Annotated in this window: 15 protein-coding genes; 8 read left to right on the top strand and 7 right to left on the bottom strand. The window is 55.9% G+C overall.

The genetic code is table 11. From position 1 onward, the window contains the following. Positions 1 to 2: 2 nt before the first annotated feature. The gene (cspE, locus tag ACXKZG_RS16265; protein ID WP_004156612.1) at positions 3 to 212 is read left to right on the top strand and encodes a transcription antiterminator/RNA stability regulator CspE; all 210 of its coding nucleotides are present in this window, start codon (positions 3 to 5) and stop codon (positions 210 to 212) included. Between the two features lie 423 nt (positions 213 to 635). Next, complete coding sequence (locus ACXKZG_RS16260; RefSeq protein ID WP_013201259.1) at positions 636 to 1,064, top strand: GNAT family N-acetyltransferase; 429 nt, start codon at positions 636 to 638, stop codon at positions 1,062 to 1,064. Here ACXKZG_RS16260 and ACXKZG_RS16255 read toward each other — a convergent pair. Beyond that, a complete protein-coding gene (locus ACXKZG_RS16255; protein WP_488875145.1) occupies positions 1,054 to 2,403 on the bottom strand; it encodes an aminotransferase-like domain-containing protein in 1,350 nt (449 codons plus the stop codon). The two genes, ACXKZG_RS16260 and ACXKZG_RS16255, sit on opposite strands and share 11 nt — an antisense overlap. A 134-nt stretch (positions 2,404 to 2,537) precedes the next feature. On the opposite strand from ACXKZG_RS16255, the gene ACXKZG_RS16250 reads away from it, so the two are divergent. The 6 genes from ACXKZG_RS16250 (at position 2,538) to tatE (ending at position 7,276) form a co-directional block, all read left to right on the top strand. Then, complete coding sequence (locus tag ACXKZG_RS16250; protein WP_134823695.1) at positions 2,538 to 3,503, top strand: substrate-binding domain-containing protein; 966 nt, start codon at positions 2,538 to 2,540, stop codon at positions 3,501 to 3,503. Then, positions 3,500 to 4,294 (top strand): deaminated glutathione amidase, encoded by a 795-nt coding sequence (locus ACXKZG_RS16245; protein ID WP_013201262.1) that lies wholly within the window; start codon positions 3,500 to 3,502, stop codon positions 4,292 to 4,294. Before ACXKZG_RS16250 ends, ACXKZG_RS16245 begins: the two co-directional genes overlap by 4 nt. A gap of 19 nt (positions 4,295 to 4,313) precedes the next feature. Then, the gene (locus ACXKZG_RS16240) at positions 4,314 to 5,201 is read left to right on the top strand and encodes an ABC transporter substrate-binding protein (RefSeq protein WP_488875144.1); all 888 of its coding nucleotides are present in this window, start codon (positions 4,314 to 4,316) and stop codon (positions 5,199 to 5,201) included. Next, positions 5,198 to 6,172 carry an amino acid ABC transporter permease gene (locus tag ACXKZG_RS16235; RefSeq protein ID WP_488875143.1) on the top strand — a complete coding sequence of 325 codons (975 nt, stop codon included), beginning with the start codon at positions 5,198 to 5,200 and terminating at the stop codon, positions 6,170 to 6,172. Before ACXKZG_RS16240 ends, ACXKZG_RS16235 begins: the two co-directional genes overlap by 4 nt. Continuing rightward, positions 6,169 to 6,939: an amino acid ABC transporter ATP-binding protein gene (locus ACXKZG_RS16230; RefSeq protein ID WP_013201265.1), complete on the top strand. Its 771-nt coding sequence runs from the start codon at positions 6,169 to 6,171 to the stop codon at positions 6,937 to 6,939. Before ACXKZG_RS16235 ends, ACXKZG_RS16230 begins: the two co-directional genes overlap by 4 nt. Before the next feature lie 130 nt (positions 6,940 to 7,069). Continuing rightward, positions 7,070 to 7,276, top strand: a complete 207-nt coding sequence (gene tatE / locus ACXKZG_RS16225; RefSeq protein ID WP_013201266.1) for a twin-arginine translocase subunit TatE — start codon at positions 7,070 to 7,072, stop codon at positions 7,274 to 7,276. A gap of 108 nt (positions 7,277 to 7,384) precedes the next feature. On the opposite strand, the gene lipA is transcribed toward tatE, so the two are convergent. The 6 genes from lipA to mrdB all read right to left on the bottom strand — a co-directional run bounded on the left by lipA (position 7,385) and on the right by mrdB (position 13,271). After that, positions 7,385 to 8,350, bottom strand: a complete 966-nt coding sequence (gene lipA, locus ACXKZG_RS16220; protein ID WP_013201267.1) for a lipoyl synthase — start codon at positions 8,348 to 8,350, stop codon at positions 7,385 to 7,387. A gap of 166 nt (positions 8,351 to 8,516) precedes the next feature. After that, positions 8,517 to 9,176: a lipoyl(octanoyl) transferase LipB gene (lipB, locus tag ACXKZG_RS16215; RefSeq protein WP_041691942.1), complete on the bottom strand. Its 660-nt coding sequence runs from the start codon at positions 9,174 to 9,176 to the stop codon at positions 8,517 to 8,519. Between the two features lie 79 nt (positions 9,177 to 9,255). Beyond that, the gene (gene ybeD / locus ACXKZG_RS16210; RefSeq protein ID WP_013201269.1) at positions 9,256 to 9,519 is read right to left on the bottom strand and encodes a DUF493 family protein YbeD; all 264 of its coding nucleotides are present in this window, start codon (positions 9,517 to 9,519) and stop codon (positions 9,256 to 9,258) included. A gap of 133 nt (positions 9,520 to 9,652) precedes the next feature. Further along, positions 9,653 to 10,864, bottom strand: coding sequence for a D-alanyl-D-alanine carboxypeptidase DacA (gene dacA / locus ACXKZG_RS16205; protein WP_013201270.1), 1,212 nt, complete (start codon positions 10,862 to 10,864; stop codon positions 9,653 to 9,655). A gap of 149 nt (positions 10,865 to 11,013) precedes the next feature. Continuing rightward, positions 11,014 to 12,147 carry an endolytic peptidoglycan transglycosylase RlpA gene (rlpA, locus tag ACXKZG_RS16200; RefSeq protein ID WP_013201271.1) on the bottom strand — a complete coding sequence of 378 codons (1,134 nt, stop codon included), beginning with the start codon at positions 12,145 to 12,147 and terminating at the stop codon, positions 11,014 to 11,016. An 11-nt stretch (positions 12,148 to 12,158) separates the two neighbouring features. Continuing rightward, positions 12,159 to 13,271, bottom strand: coding sequence for a peptidoglycan glycosyltransferase MrdB (gene mrdB / locus ACXKZG_RS16195; protein ID WP_013201272.1), 1,113 nt, complete (start codon positions 13,269 to 13,271; stop codon positions 12,159 to 12,161). Between the last annotated feature and the right edge of the window lies 1 nt (position 13,272).

Genomic DNA, 13,272 nt, shown 5'->3' with positions numbered 1-13,272 from the left:
AGATGTCTAAGATTAAAGGTAGCGTTAAGTGGTTTAATGAGTCCAAAGGATTCGGTTTCATTACTCCTGAAGATGGTAGCAAAGACGTGTTCGTACACTTCTCTGCCATCCAGAGCAATGGTTTCAAAACTCTGGCTGAAGGTCAGCGCGTAGAGTTCGAAATCACCAACGGTGCCAAAGGCCCATCTGCTGCTAACGTTGCCGCTATTTAAGTTACCAGACAGAATTCTAAAAACCCGCCGATTGGCGGGTTTTTTTTTGCGTTATTTTTACCCCTTTCCGCAGGTGAAAAGGGGCGGTCGGGTCGGCGGTTAGCGGGCGAAATACTGGCTAAGCCAGAGGGCAGCCGCCAACAGGCTCACGGTGACGGCAACAGCTTCAGTCAGGGATTTTGGTAAGATATTCATTGGGTCAACTCTTTGGCTGGTTTTATCAAAGAGTGTGGCGAAACATTATTAAGGAAACATTAATAAACCCGTTTTGGCCAACGGGATCCCGCCGATTTGCCTGCTGGCCTGAAATGCGGCTGCGGGTCTGTAACAACCGCCCGGTTTCTGACACTTGCTTATCCTGCCGGGCAAGCTATAAACATAGGCGAGAGGGCCCTGCATAGGCTCATAACTGGAGGAAGCGTGATGAAAATCCGTCTGGCGGAAGCCAATGACAGTTTTGCCCTGAGTGCCCTGTTAGCCGAACTGGGCTATGAGAATACCGAAGGGTTTATTGAACGGCGTCTTGCACAGTTGATTGATGACCAGACCGAGGAGCTGTTGGTTGCCGTTTATGGCAACACGGTGCTGGGTTTCCTGTCTTTGCACTTTATTCCCCAGCTGGCGCTGGCCGGTGATTTTGCCCGCGTTAGCTACTTCTGCGTGGCAGAAGGTGAGCGCAGCAAAGGCGCAGGACAAAAGTTGCTGCAGCATGCGGAACAGGTGGCAAAGCAGCGGGGTTGCGACCGGATGGAAGTCCATTGCAATGCGCACCGCATCAAAGCCAATGCGTTTTATGCCCGGGAAGGTTACAGCGAATCTCCCCGTTATCTGATCAAAGACCTCAACGAATAGCGTTACTGTCCAGCCCACTGGCCAGCAGCAGAGCGTCGGCAATACTCTCAATGCGGTCACTTTGGATCATTGAGATGCTGACGCGGATAAACTGAATCCCTCCAATGCGGCAGCGTTCCCCTGGCAGGACGGCAATACCGCGTGCCGCCAGCGTGATCATCGCAAACTGCTCCGATTGCACCGGCATAAAAATACTCAGACCATCACGGTCCGGCAGTTCCAGGCCTCGCCTTGCCAGCGCGCTGAGCAGCTCGCGGCGACGCTTAGCGTAAATCGCTTTCGCCTGCTGTATCTGCTGCTGGGTCGCGGGATCGTTAATCATCCATGCCACTGCCTGCTGAGTAATGCGGCTGGTCCAGCCGGCGCCAAAATTGCGCCATGACTGAATACGCTTAAGGTGCTCAGACGGGCCAGAAAGGACCGCCAGACGCAGATCGGGTCCGTAAGCCTTGGAGTAAGAACGGACGTGCAGGGTGCGTTCCGGGAAATAACGGCCCAGGCTCCAGACCGGATGCACCGACAATTCGCCGATGCCATCATCTTCCACAATCAACGTCCGCGTACCCATTAACACTTTCGCCAGCGCTTCGCTGCGTGCTTCACTGACCGTATGGCCGGTGGCGGAGTGCGTCCTCGGCTGATAGATAAAGGCGGTTGCGCCTTTATTCAGTAACATCGCCAGCGCGCCAGGCAGCGGGCCGTGCTCATCACAAGCCAGCGGCATCACTTCGGCGCCAATATTGTCCAGAATATCCAGCAGCCTGGTGGCGGTGGGATCCTCAATGATCACCTTTTCTCCTGGCGAAAACAGCGTCTGCACGAGGGTATTCATCGCCGCAAAGCCCCCCTCGGTCGCCAGCCAGGCGTCGGCCTGGTAAGGCCAGTCCGGTTTGATCGCCTCCAGCAACGGCTGCGAGATCGGATCGCGCTGGTAGCTGTTGAGCTGTGGGCAAAGAACGCCCTGGCGCATCGCCTCCTGCAGATCGGGCATTAACGTCGGATCGGGGGACGCCATGGCCAGATCGGCGCGGATATTGTCGCCATAATTGCCGATCTTCTCAAAACGCACCGGCCTCGGCGTGACGTTATCGCCACAGACCCACACGCCGCTGCGGCCTTTCCCGGCAATCACCTTCTGCCGCTTTAACTGTCCCCAGGCGGCGGAAACCGTCGCCGGACTGACGCCTAACGCTTCTGCGAGATCGCGAACCGAAGGCAAATGCGTGCCTATCGGGATTTGCCCTTCGCGAATCAGGCCCGCCGTCACCCCGGCAATCCCTTTAACAGAAGCATCGGTAAGGCGTTCAGCAAACCAGCGCAGGTCCAGCGTTGAGGTCATAAGAAATCCGTTTGTTCAGTAACAAAGAAATTATTGTACAGCTATTATTATCGATCTAGTATCGAATTCAAGCAGTAATTGCACACAAATTATGCGCCCCGTTCCGGCGCTCTTCAGGGCAGAGAGAGATAACGATGGTCACGATCAGACTGGCAGTTAGAGATTGGGATTACTTCACGCCGCTGGCGCTGGGCGATATCAAACCGCAGGGGTTTGCGCTGGAAGTGCATCGCGTGGGTACGCTGGTCGGCGACCTGGCGACCAGCAGCGAGTATGACGCGGCAGAAATTTCCTTCAGCCGCTATGCTCAGGGCAGGGCAAAAGGTGACAGCGCCTTGCTCGCCTTGCCCCACATCCTGATGCGTGGCTTCCGCCAGCGTTGCATCATCACCACCGAAGACAACCCGATCGTCTCTCTTGAGCAGTTGAAGGGGGCCAAAATTGGCGTGACCGGCTGGCAGGATTCCGGCAATACCTGGACCCGTGCGGTCCTGCGTGAAGCCGGCGTCGATATTGATGATGCTTACTGGTTTGCCGGTCGCCTGACGGCTGACCATCCCGTTGTTGACCGTCTGAACGGTTTTGGCCGTCCGGGCCGCATTGAAGCCGCACCCGGCGAGCACCCGTTGATCGACCTGCTGCGTGCCGGTGAACTGGATGCCGTCTTTACGCCGTTTATGCCACAGGGCTTCTTCCTGAAAGGCTCCGGCCTGCGCCAGTTGCAGACTGATTTCCGTCAGGCAGAACTGGATTACTTCAACCGGGTTGGCTATATCCCTGGCCATCACCTGCTGGCCTTTAAATCTTCCTTTGCCGAAGCCCATCCGGACATTCCTCAGCAGCTCAGCGAGCTGATCGATCAATCGGCCAAAATGTGGAACGACAAGCGCGAAAAGTATGCCGATACCACCCCCTGGTTGTTGGACGATTTGCGACGCACCGCGCAGGATTTACCTGCCGACTGGAACGCAAATGGTTTTGACGCTAACAAGAAGATGATTGCCGATTTCGGCACAGAGCTTTTTGAGCAGGGAATTACTTCTCAATGCCTTACGCCTGAGGATCTTTTCCCGGCCGTGACCAAAGGATCAATACGATGAAAGTTGCATTAGGACAGTTCGCAGTCAGCCGCGAGTGGCAGGAAAATGCCGTGACCTGCACCGGTTTAATGGCCCAGGCGCTGGCCGGTGGTGCCGATTTGCTGGTGTTGCCGGAAGGCGTGCTGGCGCGTGATATTGCCGATCCTGATTTGGTGCTGAAGGCCGCACAGCCTCTCGATGGCCCGTTCCTGACGGAAGTCTATGCCGCCAGCCGTGGCAACACGCTGACCACGATGATGACCGTCCACGTGCCCACGCCCGATGGTCGTGCGCTGAACGTGCTGATCGCCATCCGTAACGGCGAAATCATCGCCCGCTACGACAAGCTGCATCTTTATGATGCCTTCGCGATGCAGGAATCCCGCAACGTCACGGCAGGCAATGAGGTTCCGCCGCTGGTTGAAGTTGCCGGCATGAAAGTTGGCCTGATGACCTGTTACGACGTGCGTTTCCCGGAGCAGGCGCGTCGCCTGGTGCTGGACGGTGCGGATGTGCTGGTGCTGCCGGCCGCCTGGGTTAAAGGCCCGTTAAAAGAGATGCACTGGGAAGTGCTGGTCACCGCCCGCGCGCTGGAAAATACCTGTTATATGGTGGCGGTCGGTGAATGTGGTCCGCGCAATATCGGTAACAGCCTGGTGGTGGATCCGCTCGGCGTGGCGATTGCCAAAGCCGCTGAAGCCCCGGCGCTGGTCTTTGCCGATTTAGATCCGGCCCGTATTGCGCATGCGCGCCACGTGCTGCCGGTGTTGGAAAACCGCCGTTTCGCGCGTCCTGAATTGAATAAACAATAAGACACCGGGGAAATTTATAATGAAAAAGATAGCGACCGCCATTGCACTGGCTCTGGGATTAAGTGCGGGTTGTGCCCAGGCCTCAGACGCCATTCCGGCGCAGAAAGTCGATCAGGCGTTACACGACCGTTTACCGGCGGATATTAAAACCGCTGGCAAAATGATCTCGGTAAATAACGGTTCCTTCCCGCCTTATGAGATTGTTGAAGGCCCGACCACCATGACCGGCGCGTCTGCCGATTTAACCGAAGCCCTGGCACAACTGCTGGGCATCAAAATCGAACATGCCACGGTAAGTGGTCTGTCGGGCGTGTTGGCTGGCATTAAGTCAGGTCGCTATCAGTTAGCTATTGGCCCGATTGGCGACTATCCGGACCGCCAGGCTAAAAATGATTTTATCGACTTCGTGCAGGAGTTTGTGGTGTTTGCCGTGCAGAAAGGCAACCCAGCGCAAATCAACGGCCTCGACGATACCTGCGGTAAGCGGATTGCGGTGATGGCGGCCGGCTCTGCTGAGCAGGTGATCCGCAAACAATCTCAGGTCTGTACCGATGCGGGTAAACCGGCGGTGACCGTCCAGTCATTTACCGACCAGCCTTCGTCGATTCTGGCGGTGCGTTCTAAACGTTCCGATGCCTTCTTCTCGTCTCAGGCCCCGCTGGTGTACTTCGTTGACCAGGCGCACGGCCAGCTGGAGTTAACCGGCCAGGGCAAGAAAAATGGTTTTGGCGATATCTTCCAGGGCACCGTGGTTCCTAAGGATTCTGAACTGGGGAAAGTGGTCCTCGACGGTTATAAAGCGCTGTTCGCCAACGGCACCTACGCGGCGATCATGAAAAAGTGGAAGCTGGATGGCAACATGATCAGCGCACCGGGGGTTAACCTGGCGAAAGGGGCGGCGAAATGACAAAAAGCACCACGGATTCACGAGCCAGGGAAACGGCAGACGTGGAACAGCGCGACGTGGCCTTTGCCCGCAGCGCACCGCGTTACGGACGCCTGGCCTCATGGATTGTGGTGCTGGTGATTGCCGCCAACTTTAGCTGGCTGGTGGCCACTAACCCCAATTTCGAGTGGCACGTGGTGTTGCAGTGGTTTACCGAAGGCTCGGTGCTGAGCGGATTAAAGGTGACGCTGGGACTGACGGTGGTGTCGATGGTTCTCGGCACCCTGTTGGGCCTGCTGTTAGCGGTCGCCCGGCTGTCGGATAACCGGCTGATGCGCGGCCTTTCCGGGCTGTATATCTGGTTCTTCCGCGGCACGCCGCTGCTGGTGCAGCTGATTTTTTGGTACAACATGTCGACCTTGTTCCCGAAGATCACCCTGGGTATTCCGTTCGATGGCCCGATCTTCGCCAGCTGGAACACCAACGATTTGATCACCCCGTTAACCGCGGCGATCGCCGGGCTGGCCCTGAATGAAGCGGCCTATATGGCCGAAATTATTCGTGCCGGGCTGCAGTCGGTAGACAACGGTCAGGTTGAAACCACCCAGGCATTTGGCATGAGCCGCGCGCGTGCGCTGCGCCGGATTATCATTCCTCAGGCGATGCGCTCGATCATTCCTCCGACCGGCAATCAGCTGATCAGCATGATCAAAGCCACCTCGCTGGTCAGCGTGATCGCGATGGGCGATCTGCTGTATTCGGTGCAGTCGGTGTATAACCGCACCTTTGAAGTGATCCCGATGCTGATGGTGGCGGTGATCTGGTATCTGTTTATCACCTCGATTCTCAATGTCGGACAGTCTTTCATTGAGCGATATTACTCGCGCGGCGTGCGTCGCTCGGTCTCGGCGAGTAAACGCCGCCAGCCGCCAGCGGACAGTAAAACAACGCCGATGGTTAACCGCCCATTAGTCCGTAAGGAGGATGTATGAGTGAAATGCAGCCGCTGGTTCGGGCACGTAACGTACAGAAAAGTTACGGTGATAATGAAGTGCTGAAAGGCATCGATCTGGATGTGATGCCGGGCGAAGTGGTGGTGATCCTCGGGCCTTCCGGCTCCGGTAAATCGACCTTCCTGCGCTGCATCAATCATCTTGAAGATATGAATGCCGGCTCGATTATGGTGGGCGGGCAGCAGATTGGCTATGAGCTGAAACAGGGGATTTTACAGCGCCTGTCGGCCCGTAAAATTGACCGCCAGCGCCAGGAGATCGGCATGGTGTTTCAGCAGTTTAATCTCTATCCGCATATGACCGTGCTGCAGAACATTATTGAAGCGCCGATTGGCGTGCACAAAGAGTCACGTGAAGCCGCGACGCGTCACGCTCGGGAACTGCTGGCAACGGTGGGTTTGAGCGATAAAGCCGATGCCTGGCCGCGTCATCTTTCCGGCGGGCAACAGCAGCGCGTGGCGATTGCCCGCGCGCTGGCCATTCGTCCTAAGCTTATGCTGTTTGATGAGCCAACGTCGGCATTGGATCCGGAACTGGTTGGCGAGGTGCTGGCCACCATGCGCACCCTGGCCGATCGGGGGTTAACCATGGTGGTGGTGACCCATGAGATCGGTTTTGCCCGCGAGGCTGCCGATCGGGTGGTGTTTATGGATGGGGGCGTGGTGGTTGAACAGGGGCCGCCTGAGAAGGTATTGGTGAATCCTGAGCATCCCCGATTCCAGGCTTTCCTCAGCCGGTTTATCTGATATTATCGCGAGAGTATTCTGTACAGAGAACTCTGTTACAGATTGCGGTTGTATTGACCGGCGATCTGCGCGTTAATACACTTTATCGTTATTGGCCTTGTTATTGGTCAGGTTAAAAAAGAAGGTGTGTATGGAAGGTATCAGTATTGCAAAACTGCTGATTATCGGTGCTCTGATCGTCTTGCTGTTCGGAACCAATAAGTTACGTTCTCTCGGTGGCGATCTGGGGTCAGCGATCAAAGGCTTTAAAAAGGCGATGAGCGACGACGACACTTCCGCTAAAAAAGCGCCGGTTGTTGACGAAAAGCCAGCAGAGCAGGTTGTTCACAAAGATTAATCGCCCGCTCAGGCATAAAAAAACGGATGACAGGGTCATCCGTTTTTTGTTTGTGTTGCAATAATGTAAATTATTGTAACGCAGGGCAAGTCACCTCACCCCGTCAATTTATTTCACTTCCAGACCTTTCGCCTGCATATCCGCATGATAAGAAGAACGGACGAACGGTCCGCAGGCAGCGTGGGTAAAGCCCATCTCCATCGCCGCATCTTTCATCTCATCAAACTCCGCAGGGCTGACATAACGCTGAACTGGCAGATGGTGACGGCTTGGCTGCAGGTACTGACCTAAGGTCAGCATGGTCACGCCGTGGCGACGCAGATCGCGCATCACTTCCACGATTTCCGCGTTCGTTTCACCAAGGCCAACCATCAGACCGGATTTAGTCGGCACGTCTGGGTGCGCTTCTTTAAAGCGTTCCAGCAGCTTCAGTGACCAGTCGTAGTTAGCGCCAGGGCGCACCTGACGGTAAACACGCGGCACGTTTTCCATGTTGTGATTAAACACGTCTGGCGGCGTAGCGGTGAGGATTTCCAGCGCGCGATCCATACGGCCACGGAAGTCCGGTACCAGCGTTTCAATCTTGATGGTCGGGTTCTTGGCGCGGATGGCGGTAATGCAGTCGGCAAAGTGCTGAGCACCACCGTCACGCAGGTCATCACGGTCAACAGAGGTGATCACCACGTAGCGCAATCCCATATCGGCAATGGTCTGCGCCAGCTTCAGCGGCTCATTCTGATCCGGGGCAACCGGACGTCCGTGGGCCACGTCGCAGAACGGGCAGCGGCGGGTACAGATCGCGCCGAGGATCATAAAGGTGGCTGTGCCGTGGTTGAAACATTCTGCAAGGTTAGGGCAGGAAGCCTCTTCACAGACGGAGTGCAGGCCATTTTTACGCATCGCAGCTTTGATGCCCTGGATGCGGCTGGAGTCCGCGGGGAGCTTGATTTTCATCCACTCCGGCTTGCGTAAAATCTCCGTGCGCTCGGTGATCACGGTTTTAACCGGGATAAGCGCCATTTTGTCTGCGTCGCGGTATTTAACACCACGTTCCATCTGAATGGGTTTACTCATAATCTTGCAAGTTCCAGGTTGGCATGCGCGATCCGCATAAAACTCAAATAAGTGATCTTGTGTTCAACTTTTTTTGATAAAGCGCAAAAATTATATCATCTCGGCGCGGCAGTTTCAGCCAGCCAGACCGATTAAATGTGACGTAATTGTAAATCCGCACGGACGGTTACTTTTCAATAAGGTTATCGGCGGCCTGCCAGCGAACGTCAGTGATGTTCAACAGTCTGGCAAAATGCGTGATTAACAGCGGCTGCACATCGGCCAGCGTCACGCCAGCTTTCAACGCGCTAAGCTGCGTCATCTCCAGCCCGGCATAGCCGCAGGGATTGATGCGCAGAAAAGGCGACAAATCCATATCGACATTCAGCGCCAGGCCATGGAACGAGCAGCCGTTACGAATGCGTAAGCCCAATGAACAGATCTTTTTACCCTGCACATACACACCGGGTGCATCGGCTCTGGCCGCCGCTTCCACGCCAAAATGGGCGAGGGTGGCAATCACCGTATCTTCGAGGGCGGTCACCAGCTGCCTGACGCCAATTTTCCGGCGCTTCAGATTGATCATCACGTACATGATTTGCTGTCCGGGTCCGTGATACGTCACCTGGCCACCGCGATCGCTTTGCATCACCGGAATATCGCCCGGACCCAGCAGATGTTCGGCTTTGCCTGCCTGACCCTGAGTGAAGACCGGAAGATGATCGACCAGCCAGATTTCGTCGGCAGAGTGCTCACCGCGCTGGTCAGTAAAATCATGCATGGCTTGAGAGATGGGTGCCCAGGGCTGTAAGCCCAGCTGGCGGATGAGTAGGGTATCGTGAGGCAAAACGTCAGTCCTGTTGAGAACAGAAGGGCAGTATAACGCTGACAGAGAGCAGATCCATGCCCGCTGTCAGCGAGAGTTTTTACAGCACCATGCGGACAATTTCGATTTTGCCCAGCTCGTCATACAGCGTTTCCACTTGCTCAATGTGGGTAGCGGTAATGGTGATCGAGACGGAGTGGTAGTTGCCTTTGCTGCTTGGCTTCACGTCCGGAGAGTAGTCACCCGGCGCATGGCGCTGAACAACTTCAACTACTTGATCAACCAGTTCCGGCTGCGCCAGTCCCATTACTTTGTAAGTAAAAGGAGTTGGGAATTCGAGCAGTTCTTTAAGATTGGTTTTCATAGGGGCTCCGGTAACGCCAAAACAAAGACTCCCGCTGTGCGTAGCGGGAGTCTACAGATAACTCAAATATGGGGTGCATTCACGCCGAAATCAAGGGGGCATTACTGCCCAAATGCGTGCCGGCATGACGGGCTTAGCCAAACCAGTGATGGAACATCAGCTTAATGTAATCGACGATGCGACCGATGAAACCACCTTCCTGCATATCGTTCAACACCACCAGCGGATGCTGTTCAATGGTTTTGCCATCCAGCTGGAAGTTGATGGTGCCGACAACCTGGTTTTTCGCCAGCGGCGCATGCAGTTCGGTATTGCTCAGCGTGTAGCTGGCTTTCAGATCTTTCATGCGGCCACGAGGGATGGTCAGGAAGACATCTTTTTCCACACCCAGCTGCACGCGGTCGCTGGTGCCGAACCACACTGGCTCAGAAGCAAACTCTTTGCCTGCTTTCAGCGGTGCCACGGTTTCAAAGAAACGGAAGCCCCAGGTCAGCAGTTTTTTGCTTTCGGTTTCGCGGCCTTTATAGGTATGACCACCCATTACGGCGGAGATCAGACGCATCTGGCCTTCGGTCGCGGAGGCAACCAGGTTGTAGCCCGCGGCTTCAGTGTGACCGGTTTTGATGCCGTCAACCTGCAGGCTGGTATCCCACAGCAGACCGTTACGGTTCATCTGGCGGATATTGTTGAAGGTGAATTCTTTCTCTTTATACACCGCGTACTCGTCCGGCACGTCACGGATCAGTGCACGGCCAATCAGCGCCATATCACGCGCTGAACTGTACTGGCCATCCGCATCCAGGCCATGAACGGTCTGGAAGTGGGTGTTCTGCAGGCCCAGTGCTTTAACGTAGTTGTTCATCAGACCAACAAACGTATCCTGGCTGCCGGCAACATAGTCGGCCATTGCCACACAGGCATCATTACCGGATTGCAGCACGATGCCGCGCGTCAGCTCGGACACCGCAACGCGATCGCCTGGCTTCAGGAACATCAGGGAAGAGCCTTTGAACACCGGATTACCGGTTGCCCAGGCATCTTTGCCCACGGTAACCATGTCATCCTGCTTGATTTTACCGGCTTTGACCGCCTGACCAATCACGTAGCTGGTCATCATTTTGGTCAGGCTGGCTGGGTCACGGCGAGCGTCGGCATTTTTCTCTGCCAGCACTTTGCCTGAGTTGTAGTCGATCAGCACATAGGCTTCCGCATCGATATCCGGCACGCCTGGGATCATTGTTTTAATGTTCACGTCGTCGGCGTGGGCGAAGGAAGTCAGGCTGAGGGCAATCAGCGATCCCGCCGTCAGGCGTTTGATCAGTTTGTAGGAGGTCAGATTGTTCATGTTTAGGACTACAACATCCATCGGCTAAGTTAAAAAAAGTGACTCACTATAGCAAAAGCAGTCCTGCCCGGCACTCGTCTTTACCATGCAGGTTAACAGCACTTTCAGCCTGTTAGCCCGCACTGAATGCCGGTCAGTATGACATTTCGTTAGGGTGCGACGGTAATAAATGAGGTGAGCTTCGCTTCGCTCGATAACCGCTGCTGCAAGGCGCTGGCCTGCTGGCGAGAGGTGAAGCGGCCCAGCTGAACCCGATAAACATTGCCGTGGCTGTCAACCGCGCCCGGCACACCAAACTGTTTGCTCAGGGAATTCATCCAGGTTTTGGCTTTGGCTGCATCGCCAACGGCGCCGACCTGCACCACATAGGTGGTGCCGGAAGCGGCAGGGCGGCTGGCAGCGACCGCTGCGGGTGCTGCGACGACGGCGGCAGCGGCTGGCGCAGCAACCGGCGCGGCGACCGGCTCACTGCCTTCCAGCACGCCAGAACGTAACGGCTGCGCGGCACCTAAAAATCCATTGCTGCGTACCGGTGCGCCCAGGCTGTCATCACTGTTGACGTTGGCGTTATCAATTGGACGCGACTCCGGCGCCTGCTGCTGACTGGCCTCCGGTTGTGACGCGGCACTGGCGGCGGCATCGCCACCCATCGTGGTCATACCGCCGCCCAGGGTGGTCATCCCACCCGCGATATCAGGACGGGCGGGCAGGGCATAGCTCTGTTTGGCGACGGTGGTGCCAATGGTGCCAGGACCCGAGAGCGTGCCATCCGGCGCGACCTTGATGTAATCGATTTTCACTTTGGTGTTATTCGATATATTCAGGCGATCGCCCGCGGCTCGGGACAGATCGATAACCCGGCCTGGCGTGTAAGGACCGCGATCGTTCACGCGCACCACCAGCTGGCGACCATTGGCCAGGTTAGTGACGCGCACGTAACTTGGCAGCGGTAACGTCGGGTGAGCCGCAGTAAGCGCATCAGGATCGAACTGCTCGCCGGTTGCGGTGCGGTTGCTGCCGGCCTCATCGCCATACCAGGCGGCCAGGCCGGTTTCGCTGAAATTAGACGGATCTTTGACGATTTTGTAAGTCTTGCCATTCACCGTGTAGTCCTGGCTGGTGCCTGGGTTCTGCGGTTCATAACGGGGTTCGGCACCGCCAATTTCCACCACCGGACCATTGTAGGCCGGTTGCTGTGGTGCGGGTGCCTGCTGCTGTTCATCGGTAGCACAGGCTGCCAGCAATACTGAAGCCAGACCAATCCAAAGCCAATCCTTACGCATGTTTACGCCTCTTAAACGCTCTTAGACAACAGTTTTCGGTGGGTGTGAATCGACATAATAATGCCAAACCCGGCCATCAGCACGATCAGCGCCGAACCGCCATAGCTGACCAACGGCAATGGAACCCCAACCACCGGGAGAATGCCGCTAACCATACCAATATTAACGAAAACATACACAAAGAAGATCAGCATTAAGCCACCGGCCATTACCCGACCAAAGGTGGTTTGCGCCCGCGCCGCCATCATCAGGCCACGCATAATCACCAGAATGTAGAGTACCAGCAGCACCAGGACGCCGACCAGGCCTAATTCTTCGGCCAGAACCGCAAAAATAAAGTCCGTGTGGCGTTCGGGTAAAAATTCCAGCTGTGACTGGGTGCCATGCAACCAGCCTTTGCCGCGTAGCCCGCCTGACCCAATGGCAATCTTGGATTGAATGATGTGGTAACCCGCGCCAAGCGGGTCGCTCTCCGGATCCAGAAGCATCATAACGCGGTCGCGCTGATAATCATGCATCAGGAAGAACCACAGCACCGGCACGAAGGCCGCCACCATCAGTACCGCCACCGCAATCAGTTTCCAGCTCATCCCGGAAAGGAACAGAACAAACAGGCCGGAGGCGGCAATCAGAATTGAGGTTCCCAGGTCCGGCTGCGCGGCGACCAGCAGCGTGGGCATAAAGATCAGCACCAGCGCGATGGCGGTGTTTTTCAGCGTCGGCGGACAGACATCGCGGTTAATAAAGCGCGCCACCATCAGCGGCACGGCGATTTTGGCAATCTCTGAGGGCTGGAAGCGCACAAAGCCCAGATCCAGCCAACGCTGTGCACCTTTACTGATATGGCCAAACGCATCCACGGCGACCAGCAGGATCACCGTGATGATATACAGATAGGGCGCCCAACCTTCATAAACCCGCGGCGGGATTTGCGCCATCACCAGCATGATCACCACACCCATGGCGATCTGGCCGATTTTACGCTCCATCATGCCTGGATCCTGGCCACTGGCGCTCCAGATCACTAAGGCGCTGTAAACCAGCAGGGCAAAAATCAGAATAAAGAATGTCGGATCGACATGAATTCGGGTCCAGATGGTGCGTTTATGGTGACGATCGTTCATG

The organism is Erwinia sp. 2186 (genome assembly GCF_057812255.1).
Note: the sequence above shows the minus strand (reverse complement) of the source record. Positions and strands in the feature narration are given on the sequence as shown.